The organism is Lentibacillus sp. CBA3610 (genome assembly GCF_013373365.1).
Classification (GTDB): Bacteria; Bacillota; Bacilli; order Bacillales; family Amphibacillaceae; genus Lentibacillus.
Genome location: NZ_CP035925.1, coordinates 1,300,804 through 1,312,455, shown reverse-complemented (window position 1 = coordinate 1,312,455; position 11,652 = coordinate 1,300,804). Strand labels below are relative to the sequence as shown.

Sequence of the window (11,652 nt, the reverse complement as noted above, 5' to 3'; positions counted from 1 at the left end):
AAAATAAGGGGGGGTTCAATTGACGCCCCCTACATATTTTTACTTTGCTGAAGAAGTTTGGATTCTCCTGTACGTTCCCATTCTTCTACTGTCTCATATGCTCTTTCAGGAGAATAGCCTTTCCCGACAAGAACACCCATTAATATAAATTCCTGAAGAATATGCGTAGCATTTATGCCTCTTTCTACATCTTCCAATCCTTCTTCTACCAAAAATTCAGTGTGTCGAACCCATTCATCCGGTGTCTTACCAAAAATACTTGTATTTTCTTTGTAGTGATTTTCTTCAGCAGCAGTTGCATCCGCTTTGGTAACATGAACCGTACCAAATGGGTGGTTAGGTGGAGCGTAGATGGAGTAAAGTTTGAGTGGAACAATACCGGTATTGGTCAGATTGTGCCACATTCCAGCAGGTATGACTATTGCGGAATCATCATAGACATTTCGTTCAAAATTTAAGTTGTTTTTATCCTCACCCATTTGCGTAATTCCTTGCCCTTGTTCGATACGTATGAATTGATCAACATCTGGATGCATCTCCAAACCAATGTCTTCCCCAACCTCGATACGCATTAACGTAACTTGTAAATGCTCTCCTGTCCACAAAGCGGTGCGAAATGTATTGTTTTGTTTCGTTGCTTCATTGATATTGATCACAAATGGATTTGGCCCGTAGTCTGTTAAGTAAATAGGAGCACTGCAATTAGAACAAAAACCATTTGAGTTGTTTGCATATTCATTAGGATATGGCCAGTAAACAGGCTGCCTTTCATGTTGATACAATGGTCCATTCGTATAATAAGGATATTGATGCGGCCATGGATACACATAAGGAAAATTGTACATTTTTTCAATCCTTTCACATGTTTTCTGAAATTATCGTATGCACATGTGCAGGTAATGTACCTATATTTATGAATTGAATGCTTTTTATAAAACCTTAAAAGCACAAACACAGCAAAATTCAGATGTGTTTTAAATGGTTACAAATTCGGTGACGTATTAATTGAAGCTAATCTTGCTTGTTTTCGCTGTTATCCTTGTCTATCCTTTTATTTTGATTTTCTTTATTATGATGTTTCAGTGCTAACTTGGTTGCATAGTAAACAACAATCCCAATTACGATAATGTTAATTAGCCAACCTATCCATCCAAAACCCATTAGGCCGTATCCATTCATCATTCCACTGTAGCCACCCATCATAGTAATCGCCCCCTTTTTAGAAGTCGCTCATCATGCCCTGATTGTTAAAGTTTTGCATATACCCATCTTCGCCATGACAATTATCAAACATTTCTTTCTGCTGTTGTGTTGATAGGTCAGGATGCATCTCTTCTATATAGGGTTTCATTTGACCAAAGTTAAATGGGCCATTGCCTTCTTCTCCTCCTGCATTCGCAAAAGCTAAAGTTCCAGTCCCTCCGATGATAAATGCTCCAGCTAAAATACTAATAAATAATTTTTTCATTGTGTCCATCTCCTTTCTTTTACCTACATCATACAGGTTGCTCGTGTTTTTCTTATGTAGAACTTGTGTAGAAGTTGTGAAGATGATTCATTTTAAATTAACAAATGATACTATTAGTGGTGAGGTGATTACATGACAAAAGTCCTTGTGGTAGATGATGAAGAAGTTATTCTTGAAGTACTGGAGGCTTATTTTAAAAAAGAAGGCTGGTTTGTTGATTTTGCATCTAATGGGTTAGAAGCTTTAAAAAAAGCAAAGCATGAGAGACCGGATATTATGATATTAGATTTGATGTTACCCGATATTTCGGGGGAAGAAGTTTGCCGTTTGATAAGAAAAGAGAGTAATGTTCCCATTATTATGTTGACGGCTAAATCAGCGGAAGACGATTTAATCAATGGGATTGTTATAGGGGCGGATGATTATGTTACAAAACCATTCAGTCCCAGAGAAGTCGTTATACGTGTTAAAGCAGTTTTGCGAAGGCTAAGAAATACAGAGAAAACAAGTCTGCTTCAGTTTAATAATGAGAAAATGGTCATTGATCAAGACAAAAAAGAAGTAAAGCTAAATGATCAAGTTTTAACATTAACACCTAATGAATATAAAATTATTGTTGCCATGGCATCGTACCCAGGACGTGTTTATAGCAGAGCGGATTTATTAGAAAAGGTTCAGGTGGACGCTGTTTATTTCGAAGGGTATGAAAGAAGTATTGATACCCATATCAAAAACCTTAGGAAAAAAGTAGAAGAAGATTCGCGACATCCTGAATTCATCGTGACTGTATTTGGAATGGGATACAAATTTGGGGGAGAGGCTGATGAACCGAACGCTACGATTTAAAATTTTGTTTTACCTGCTAGTGGTTTCCTTTTGTGGCATTTTTCTTTCAAGCTTTACAATATTTTTCGGTGTGGAGAATAACTTCTCTAAATACTTACAAAAAGATAGGGAGAAGAATGTAGAACTCATTAAGCAAGAATTGATTGAGGACTATGATGAAAGTGGACATTTATCAATTAATGGATTGAGGGATTTGCTGCATGATCAGGCGATGACAGAGGATTTATATTATAAAATATATGATGAAAACGACAACTTATTAATTAATACGACAACGATGCTTGATATGATGAACAGGATGCACGGGGATTCCCGATCAGAACAGAATTATGAATCCTATACCACTGATATAATGATAAATGATAAACGTATTGGTCAGATAAACGTATTTTACCCTGTAGAACTTATTGGTGAGGATTTTACGTTTCTTAAGTCAATTCAAAGAAACATTCTGATAGCAGTTATCGTGACGGTGGGACTATCAGTACTTTTTAGTTTGTTTTTTTCCAGGCGGTTAACAAGGGGATTTAAACAATTATCGAGGGCAATCGAAAGTTTACGGAAACACAATCACAAAGCAAAGGTTCCTGTGGATGAATTAACTTCAGAATTAAAAACACTGGGAGAATCGTTTAATCAACTTGCAGAATCACTGGTTAAGGAGGAACAACTGAGAAAACAATTCACAGCTGATTTTGCTCATGAAATTAGGACCCCTCTTGCAACGCTTAGGAGTCAAATCGAAGCTTATCAAGATGGCATATGGGAACCAACTCCAAAAAGGCTGGAAAAGAGTCATAATGAATTAATGCGTTTAGTACGTCTTGTTAATGAATTGGAACAGCTGATTGCAGCTGAAAATCCACAAATCAAGCTGGAAACATCAACAATTGAAGCAAACCAGCTTTTAGATCAATTAACGAATCTATTCTTTCCTTTGTTTAGAGAAAAAGGCGTAGAATTGTATGTGAATAAGCCTGATGTAGAGTATTCTTTCATAGGTGATCGTGATAAAGTGGTCCAGGTATTAACAAATATTTTGAAGAATGCACTGAGTTATACGCCAACTAATGGGAGGGTGTCTATAGACATTCAACAGCAAACGGATTATCTTGGATTCATTGTCAGCGATCAGGGAACGGGCATTAGTGAAGAAGATATTCCGCATTTATTTGAAAGGTTTTATCGTGGTGACAAATCACGAGATAGGAAAACAGGTGGTATTGGTATTGGATTGTCAATCGTAAAAGCTCTAGTTGATGCCCATAACGGTGAAATAGAAATTCAAAGCGAGATAAACGTTGGGACAACCGTTAAGGTATGGTTTCCAACGAATTAATTGCAGCTGTTTCATAAGGTGATTTGATTTAATATTTCTGCTGTTTTAATATAAAGAATCCATTTTAAATAATCAAAATGGATTCTCAGCCGGAAATTTAATCATTATTGACTATGTTAATTGCATGGTGGTTATACAAGTATTGTCACCTTCAAAAGTGGAAATTTCAGATTCTGCTGTTTTGCCGTTTTGTTCAATCTTTACTTGAAATGTTTCATTACGAGGTAACCATAAGTCAATAAATCCATTTTGTAATGAAGTCATGGTTTCATCAACTATTACTTTGCCTTCATCATTTGTTATATTTACCTCGAATTCTTCTGTAGTCAATTCCCCTTGACAACCTGTTAAACTATGAATGGAACAAGGGTGTGTTTGGTTAGCATATGGCGCAATTGAAACAAAAAATTCATCTTCAGGAAGTTCATAAGAAGTTTCGTTGGACTCACTATCAGTTACAATAAGTTCATGTGATGTAATGGAAGCTGATATGTCATCAGATTCACTAGTACTGTATTCCTCTACCATTTCTTTTATATTCTGTGCTTCCTTTTCATTTTGGGTACCTTCACCACATGCCGCCACTATAAAAATCAGCAATAATCCAATCAATCCGATGATACTTTTTTTCATATATTGTTCAACTCCCTATTTTGTCCACTTTACCAATTTCATGTAAAGTCTATACCCCCGTCTCGTATTTGTCAATTAATTTTATAAGAATTAGATACAACGTGTTGGGAGTAGGAGTTGGACAATATCAGACTAATATTATCCTTAATCGATAATGAAAGGAATGCCAGTAAATAATATGTAAGTGCTTATTGCTCTGACATACGTCATATGAGTTGCTTTTGATATTCCTAATGACATGGCGGTCATACCGGAAACCGGGAATGTCATATCTCCGAAGGTACCATCGGAAAGGACTGCTGCAATCAATAATGGAGTGGAGCTTCCAGTTGTTACCGCTATCAACACGAATCATGAGAGCCCAAGAGCCCATGATGAACCAATTAAATAGGTCACAGCCAATGTAATTCGGAATTAATGAAAGAGATTTGGCAGTTTACTTTCATTAAGAAAAATGATAATATAATTGTACAGCTTGTTTATTACCATACGGGGGTATTGTATAAATTGATATCATGGATAAGTAATTATTTGGGAAAATAAGCTTTCCAGAAAGGAGAATATAATTGGGTAAATTTGAAGAGGAAAATCATAACACAAATACGAATCAACATGATCACCGACATTATGATAATCATTACGTCCATGATAGGGAAGAAGGGCAAAATAACCGACATAATGAATACGACAATCATAGTCATCACACCGATGCTCATGAAGGCCATATTGACCACAGCAACGGAGAACATAAGCATCATGATCATAACCACGGTAGTCACGATCATGGCGATCATAACCATCACGATCACGGACACCATGATCATGGCGATATGGTCAGTGATTTCAAAAAAAGATTTTATATATCGCTGATTGTCACAATTCCCATTTTAATTTTGTCGCCGATGATCCAAGATTTTATTGGTTTTGACTGGGGATTTCCGGCTGATCAATATATCTTGTTTGCACTTGCGACATTTGTTTTCTTCTACGGTGGTTGGCCGTTCATCACTGGTGCGATTAGTGAGTTAAAAGATAAAAATCCTGGCATGATGACTTTAATTGGCCTTGCGATTCTTGTTGCATATGGCTATAGTTCATTAACTGTTTTCGGCTGGGAAGGGAAGGACTTCTTCTGGGAACTTGCCACATTGATTGATATCATGCTGCTTGGTCACTGGATTGAAATGCGTTCAGTGATGGGGGCATCGAATGCACTTGAGGAACTGGTTAAACTGATGCCGAGTGAAGCACATAAGCTTGATGAGAATGGCGACGTAACAGACGTGCCCACATCGGAATTGAAACATGATGATAACGTACTGATTAAACCCGGGGAGAAAATTCCAGTCGACGGAACGATTTACGAAGGCAGTTCAGCAATTGATGAATCGATGCTGACTGGTGAATCAGTTCCGGTAGAGAAAGATAAAGACGATGAAGTGATAGGTGGGTCGATCAATAAAGAAGGGTCAATCAAAGTAACAGTTGAAAAAACTGGTGAAGATTCCTATCTGTCCCAGGTAATCACACTGGTTAGGGAAGCACAGGAATCCAAATCAAAAACACAGGATCTGACCAACCGTGCTGCCAAATGGCTGTTTTACATCGCCCTTGCATCCGGTTTTATTACCTTATTTGTATGGTTAATGCTTGGTTACTCCTTTGATGTTGCACTTGAGCGAATGGTCACGGTAATGGTCATTACATGTCCGCATGCGCTCGGTCTGGCAGCACCATTGGTCGTGGCAGTATCGACATCCATTTCGGCCAAACAGGGACTGCTTATCCGGAACCGTGCCAATTTTGAAGGAGCACGAAAATTGAATGCCGTTGTTTTCGATAAGACTGGGACCCTGACGAAGGGAGAATTCGGTGTAACGAATATTGTGCCAAATAACGGGTATCAAGAAAACGAGGTGTTGACATGGGCTGCCAGTCTTGAGCAGAATTCGGAACACCCGATAGCGGCAGGTATTGTCAGTTCGGCAAACGAAAAAGATCTTGAACTGAAAAAAATTGAGGCGTTTGAATCCATCACCGGAAAAGGAATCGAAGGAAAAATTGAGAGCAAAAAAGTGAATGTCGTAAGTCCTGGCTATGTTGACAATAACAACATGAATTATGACCGGGAAACGTTCGCTAAATTGTCCGAGAGGGGTAAAACGTTGGTTTTGTCCTGCTTTGATGACGAATTGATTGAATGGTTTGCACTTGCGGATATGGTTCGCGAAAACTGCAAAAGAGCCATTGCATCATTAAAGAAAAGATATCATTTCCATTATGTTGACTGTGACAATAAAAAAGTGCGAAATTGGTTGCCAAGCAATTTAGATATTCGATGAAGTTTATGCAGGAAGTTCTACTGATGATAAAGCCAATCAGGTCAAAACGATTAAAAGCAAAGGCTGGGAAGTTGCTATGACAGGTGACGGTGTTAACGATGCCCCCGCACTGGCAACAGCCGATTTAGGTATTGCGATCGGTGCAGGAACAGATGTAGCCATGGAGTCAGCTGATGTCGTACTTGTCAAAAGCAATCCAAAAGATGTTGTATCACTGATGAATCTATCCAGAAAAACGTATCGCAAAATGGTCCAGAATCTTTGGTGGGCAGCCGGGTATAACATATTTGCAATTCCTTTAGCAGCGGGTGTTCTGGCGCCAATCGGGATTGTACTCAGCCCTGCAGTTGGAGCGGTATTAATGAGTATGAGTACGATCATTGTTGCGATTAACGCCAAATTATTGAAAGCATAGGCACAAGACGGTGTCCCGGGGCGCATAGCCTTGGGACACTTTTTAAGGTGCTTATATTGACATTTGTATGAGGGTGATAATATTTGAGATAATGATTTAAATTCATATAACTGCTCATGATGGACAAAATAGTGAGGACTTATCATGAAAGGAGAATGCCTAATGGGCGTATTATCAACATCACCAACCGCTATGGATAACTGTATTGAAGCGTGCCTTAAATGCATGCGAGCTTGTGAGGAATGTACGATGGCTTGTTTTCAGGAACCGGATGTGCAGGCTCGTGCAACATGCATCCAAACGTTAAATGACTGTGCGGAAATATGTGCGCAAGCGGGGCAATATATGTCCAGAAGTAGTACTTTTTCAGCTCAATTTTGCGGTGTATGCGCGAATGTCTGTGAGCAATGTGCCACAGAATGTGAAAAATTTAAAGATACCCATTGCCAAGAATGTGCAGCTATATGCCGGCAATGTGCTGAAGCGTGCCGGAAAATGGCCGGCTGATCAAATATTGCGTGCAGAAAGCATTTGGGTTTTCTGCACGTTATATTTTAATCATCGTAGGTTTCCATTATCATTCCATCAATTCCACAACGAGTTTTTCTCTTTTCATTTTGTGACAACTCAACAAATACAATATGTCACGGTTATTTTCCCTCGATAATCGCTCCTGAGAGTTCTAATCCTTTTAAAAGAATTGCTAGGATAAATAATACCAAATAGGGATGTTTTAATACGAAAACAGTTGCTTGACTGGATTGCTTTCGAACTAAATCTTCAGTCATATATAGTACGAGCAGTAACGTCATAGTCACGATAAGGGCCACTATTTTTATGATGGAATCAGGGTGTGTAATGGCCAACATATCTCCGAGCATCGCCCCCATCATGGCTCCCATTAATCCGGAAAGCATACCGTCAATGACCGCAGGCAGTCCAATAGGTATACCAGCTAGAAATCCTGCTGTCATGCCAATCAGGATGCCATATAGTGTAGATACAAACAAATCACCATGGAGAAACACGCCAAAGATGGTTCCCATTAAAATGCCGGCTGTCATACCAACTGACATAGAAATCACCATTCCGCTCATAAGTGATATCCATCTGCGGTAATGCGTGATATAGGTAATAATGATAAGAACTTGACTAATAAAAAGTCCAATAATGAGAACTAGTGCGAGAGACATAATTTCAACTCCAATCTTAAGTTGTCCATAAAAATATATTCGGAGCTGACTTAAATTATGTTTTACCCAACTAGGCTATTTGGTAAATGAAACTTTGATGTTCTGTCATTTTATTCATTGACAAACAGTGTTTCTAAGTATCAATTGAGGAAAAGCGCTCCAAATGATTGAATTGTATTAATTAATCCCCTACTATCATAATGAGCACGGTTAATTGGGTGATCTCAAGATATATTCTCTTCTTCATTGTCACATAATAATAATTGAATTATTTGTTAGAAGTTACAAAGGCATTTGGTTATTCATGTCGCTTATCATATCTAACTGACTTTATTTTATACTGCTATGCTATTCCTTAAAAAATTAAAAATATATAGTGATGAGACCGGGGAAAGCTGGTCTTTATATCATGGGTAATCACCCATATTTATCTCGATTAAAGTAAAACCACGTTGATTGTTGAACATTGATTGCATCTCCTTTTTTAGATTGTATTGATTAACTGGAACATTGGCCACATGAGTGCCATGTAGATAAAAATGATCAGACTTGCCAATATCAAAAAGAAAATTGGCTGGATATATGTGATGATTTTCATGACTTTTCGGTGCATTTCTTCTGTCTGAAATTCCGCGTAAACGGATAAGTCTTTTTCTAATGCTTCTGTATCTGAATTCTTTTGAAATATGACAGAGATCTGTTTATCGATAAGCGGCAGATTAGCCAGTAAGTTTGTCACATAAATCCCTTTGGATAATTCGGAAGTAAGCAACGAAGCATAGTAAGCAAGAATGGGTTGTTTTTTCTGCCTAGCCATATTCACTAAAATTTCTTTTATGGAAAGTCCGGTTGTCAATAAGGAACTGAGGTGGGCAGCAAATAGGAATGATATTTCCATCGTTTTGTAATGCCGGTAAATCGGGATTAAGCTATAAAATTTGATGCGTTTATCAATACTTATCTTTCGTTGCTGAAATCGCCATATAAGAAACCCAATCCCAAGAATGAGACTTGCAATCATAATAAACCGGCCTGCGATATCAATGAATGCCATTGTCAACATCACAGCAGAAGCTGTCTCGGCACTGTTCTGAAACAGGTCGACAAATGATGGAAGAACCGACTGTTTAACAAAATATAAAAGAACCGCAAAGATAAGCAGTAATATGAGTGGATAGCGTATGGTTTCCTGGAATTTTTTCATATAAAGCAGACGCTGTTCAAACATGCTAATGCATTTTTCAATACTGGTATTGAGATCGCCATTACTGCGGACAAAATATAAATAAGCTGTAATGGACTGCTTGAAATGAATAGCTTCCAGCGCTTCATCGAAGTGTTTGCCGGATTTCAGGGACAGCATGACAGAGGAGGAGATCGACTTCAATTGGCTGTCCCACTGGATTATTTCGAGTGCCTGAATAATCGGATAGCCATTGTTCAGTAATCGTGACAGACGGCGTAGAAAACGTAACTGCAGCTCTTTTTTAGGGGCATTACTTACCGGCTGCCAAAAACGTTTCTTCTGTGATAAAGCCATATGCAAAAGCCTTCTTTCGTAAATGATGGAATGTGTGAAAATGTGTTGTTGATGGCATATTTCCTCCATTAATGATAGTTTCCAGCAGCTTGCCATCCAACAGCTCCATAATGGCAGCGCGTCTTGTTACATGGCGGTTGATTTCGACGGGGATTAATTGCAATGCTGCAACAGCAATTAATGATTGCTTCAGGTCTGTTTCTTTCATACCCATCTCAATTAAACGGTGAACCGTGCCTGCTGCGTTTTTAGCATGTAACGTGCTTAACACCAGATGTCCGGTCAATGACGCGTCAAATGCAAACTCGGCCGTGAATCGATCCCTGATCTCGCCAATCATAATGATGTCCGGGTCATGCCGGAGAGCAGCTTTAAGTCCGGTTTGATACGTCATTCCTGCTTTTTCATTCACCTGTACCTGCAATATGTCGTTAATCTCTTTTTCAATTGGATCTTCCAGTGTGATTGTCTGGTATGACTTTTCAGCCAAAATTGATTGCAGTAATGCGTATAAAGTTGTTGTCTTCCCGCTGCCGGTTGGACCTGTGAGCAGAATGATGCCGCTCTGATTGGTAATCCATTCTTTCAGTTTTTGTAATTGACTGGGAAAAAGAAATAGTCTATCAAGGGTGAGACTGTTTTCCTGCGGGAGGAGACGGATTGCCAGGCTTTCGATGTGGTTTACCGGAAGCGTGGATAAACGCAAATAATAATAATGGTTCAGCTTCTCATGAATGATGGTGCCGTTTTGTGGTTTACGGACTTCACCTATATCCATTCCTGATGTAAACTTGTAATACGTCAGTAATAACTGGTATTGGTTTAAAGGGATTGTCTGATGAAGGATTCTTTTTCCAAATACACGGAAGTAAATGTTAACTTTATCGGAGAAAGGGTAGAAGTGAATATCCGAAGCATTGACATTGACAGCAGATTGCAGCAGTTTATCTGAGAGTCTGGATGCTGTGTCCAATCATTTGTCACCTCCTTTATTAGACTATATTCGACATGTTTTGTAAAACTCCTTCTTTTTTTTGAAATTATTTTTAAAAATTTTTTAAAGGCAGGTTGAAAAGGGTGAAAACACTTTATTTAATCGGGTTTATGGGAAGTGGAAAAAGTACGGTTGGCAAGCTGTTGCATCAACAATTGGGTGTTTCGCATTTGGATACAGATCAAATGGTCGTTGAAAAGTATGGCGAAATAGCGTCTATATTTCAGCGGGAGGGTGAAAAACAGTTTCGTAATTATGAAACAGATATGCTTACCCAAATTCCTGAATCAGATTATATTGTTTCGACTGGCGGCGGGATTGTCGAGCGAGAGGAAAACACTTTATTTATGAAAAATAATGGCCGGATTATACACCTTAATGCATCATTTGCTGAAATTGAGCACCGTTTAGGAACCGACTCTAAAAGACCGTTATGGGGAAAAGACAGGTCAGAGAAATTTCAATTGTTCCAGGCCCGGAATGAACGGTATGGTGAATTAGCGGATATCACAATGGAAACAGACGGAAAATCGCCACAAGACATTGCGGCCGAAATCCTTAAATCTTTATCCAGCATGTAACTGTGGTCATCCCGTTTCAGGAAAGAGACGTGGAAATTCAGCTGCGGGGTCTGTATAATTTTTCTTTAGACAGGACATAATAGCATACAAATTTAACCGGATAGGTGATGCTTATGTCTTTTGATGATTATGTCAAATATCTGACGCAACAGATTACCGCTTACTTGGACACGCCGGCTGAGGAAAAACGGAAACAGCGGCTAAAAAATAAACAGGAGCCACCGCTCTATTCCAACAGATGGCTTGGGGTATTGCCCTTCGCTTTTAAAGTATCAAGAAAGAATACCAACTGACTCACTGG

12 protein-coding genes and 1 pseudogene are annotated in these 11,652 nt (G+C 38.7%); 6 read left to right on the top strand and 7 right to left on the bottom strand.

The genetic code is table 11. The features are described from left to right. Positions 1-29: 29 nt before the first annotated feature. The 3 genes from Len3610_RS06655 to Len3610_RS06645 all read right to left on the bottom strand — a co-directional run bounded on the left by Len3610_RS06655 (position 30) and on the right by Len3610_RS06645 (position 1,468). Complete coding sequence (locus Len3610_RS06655) at positions 30-845, bottom strand: cupin domain-containing protein (RefSeq protein WP_176447259.1); 816 nt, start codon at positions 843-845, stop codon at positions 30-32. A gap of 166 nt (positions 846-1,011) precedes the next feature. Continuing rightward, entirely contained in the window at positions 1,012-1,203 is a 192-nt protein-coding gene (locus Len3610_RS06650) for a hypothetical protein (RefSeq protein ID WP_142790623.1), read from the bottom strand. A gap of 16 nt (positions 1,204-1,219) precedes the next feature. Further along, positions 1,220-1,468, bottom strand: coding sequence for a hypothetical protein (locus tag Len3610_RS06645; RefSeq protein WP_176447258.1), 249 nt, complete (start codon positions 1,466-1,468; stop codon positions 1,220-1,222). Positions 1,469-1,600: 132 nt separating this feature from the next. On the opposite strand from Len3610_RS06645, the gene Len3610_RS06640 reads away from it, so the two are divergent. Both Len3610_RS06640 and Len3610_RS06635 read left to right on the top strand, forming a co-directional pair. Continuing rightward, positions 1,601-2,314 (top strand): response regulator transcription factor, encoded by a 714-nt coding sequence (locus tag Len3610_RS06640; RefSeq protein WP_176447257.1) that lies wholly within the window; start codon positions 1,601-1,603, stop codon positions 2,312-2,314. Beyond that, positions 2,259-3,653: a sensor histidine kinase gene (locus Len3610_RS06635; RefSeq protein WP_255259818.1), complete on the top strand. Its 1,395-nt coding sequence runs from the start codon at positions 2,259-2,261 to the stop codon at positions 3,651-3,653. The genes Len3610_RS06640 and Len3610_RS06635 overlap by 56 nt, the downstream gene beginning before the upstream one ends. Before the next feature lie 111 nt (positions 3,654-3,764). Here the strand turns inward: Len3610_RS06635 and Len3610_RS06630 are convergent, their stop codons facing one another. Then, the gene (locus tag Len3610_RS06630; protein WP_176447256.1) at positions 3,765-4,286 is read right to left on the bottom strand and encodes a CueP family metal-binding protein; all 522 of its coding nucleotides are present in this window, start codon (positions 4,284-4,286) and stop codon (positions 3,765-3,767) included. Between the two features lie 725 nt (positions 4,287-5,011). Here Len3610_RS06630 and Len3610_RS06625 point away from each other — a divergent pair. Both Len3610_RS06625 and Len3610_RS06620 read left to right on the top strand, forming a co-directional pair. Further along, positions 5,012-7,043 (top strand): annotated as a pseudogene (locus tag Len3610_RS06625) (copper-translocating P-type ATPase). A gap of 144 nt (positions 7,044-7,187) precedes the next feature. After that, positions 7,188-7,550 (top strand): four-helix bundle copper-binding protein, encoded by a 363-nt coding sequence (locus tag Len3610_RS06620; RefSeq protein WP_349254632.1) that lies wholly within the window; start codon positions 7,188-7,190, stop codon positions 7,548-7,550. Positions 7,551-7,693: 143 nt separating this feature from the next. Here Len3610_RS06620 and Len3610_RS06615 read toward each other — a convergent pair whose 3' ends face one another. From Len3610_RS06615 to comGA, 3 genes are all read right to left on the bottom strand, one after another. Beyond that, the gene (locus tag Len3610_RS06615; RefSeq protein WP_176447254.1) at positions 7,694-8,236 is read right to left on the bottom strand and encodes a hypothetical protein; all 543 of its coding nucleotides are present in this window, start codon (positions 8,234-8,236) and stop codon (positions 7,694-7,696) included. Positions 8,237-8,720: 484 nt separating this feature from the next. Further along, positions 8,721-9,776: a competence type IV pilus assembly protein ComGB gene (gene comGB, locus Len3610_RS06610; protein ID WP_176447253.1), complete on the bottom strand. Its 1,056-nt coding sequence runs from the start codon at positions 9,774-9,776 to the stop codon at positions 8,721-8,723. Continuing rightward, on the bottom strand, positions 9,733-10,749 hold the full coding sequence (comGA, locus tag Len3610_RS06605; RefSeq protein WP_176447252.1) for a competence type IV pilus ATPase ComGA: 1,017 nt from the start codon (positions 10,747-10,749) through the stop codon (positions 9,733-9,735). Before comGA ends, comGB begins: the two co-directional genes overlap by 44 nt. Before the next feature lie 104 nt (positions 10,750-10,853). Here comGA and Len3610_RS06600 point away from each other — a divergent pair, with 104 nt between their 5' ends. Both Len3610_RS06600 and Len3610_RS06595 read left to right on the top strand, forming a co-directional pair. Continuing rightward, complete coding sequence (locus Len3610_RS06600; protein ID WP_176447251.1) at positions 10,854-11,351, top strand: shikimate kinase; 498 nt, start codon at positions 10,854-10,856, stop codon at positions 11,349-11,351. Positions 11,352-11,464: 113 nt separating this feature from the next. Continuing rightward, positions 11,465-11,644, top strand: a complete 180-nt coding sequence (locus tag Len3610_RS06595) for a YqzE family protein (protein WP_176447250.1) — start codon at positions 11,465-11,467, stop codon at positions 11,642-11,644. Positions 11,645-11,652: the final 8 nt, after the last annotated feature.

Bases quoted from the DNA above. Each gene is read 5' to 3' on its own strand.
- Len3610_RS06630 (WP_176447256.1), bottom strand. From the start codon at position 4,286: ATGAAAAAAAGTATCATCGGATTGATTGGATTATTGCTGATTTTTATA.
- Len3610_RS06645 (WP_176447258.1), bottom strand. From the start codon at position 1,468: ATGAAAAAATTATTTATTAGTATTTTAGCTGGAGCATTTATCATCGGA.
- Len3610_RS06595 (WP_176447250.1), top strand. From the start codon at position 11,465: ATGTCTTTTGATGATTATGTCAAATATCTGACGCAACAGATTACCGCT.
- Len3610_RS06615 (WP_176447254.1), bottom strand. From the start codon at position 8,236: ATGTCTCTCGCACTAGTTCTCATTATTGGACTTTTTATTAGTCAAGTT.
- Len3610_RS06650 (WP_142790623.1), bottom strand. From the start codon at position 1,203: ATGATGGGTGGCTACAGTGGAATGATGAATGGATACGGCCTAATGGGT.
- Len3610_RS06640 (WP_176447257.1), top strand. From the start codon at position 1,601: ATGACAAAAGTCCTTGTGGTAGATGATGAAGAAGTTATTCTTGAAGTA.
- Len3610_RS06620 (WP_349254632.1), top strand. From the start codon at position 7,188: ATGAAAGGAGAATGCCTAATGGGCGTATTATCAACATCACCAACCGCT.
- Len3610_RS06655 (WP_176447259.1), bottom strand. From the start codon at position 845: ATGTACAATTTTCCTTATGTGTATCCATGGCCGCATCAATATCCTTAT.
- comGB (WP_176447253.1), bottom strand. From the start codon at position 9,776: ATGGCTTTATCACAGAAGAAACGTTTTTGGCAGCCGGTAAGTAATGCC.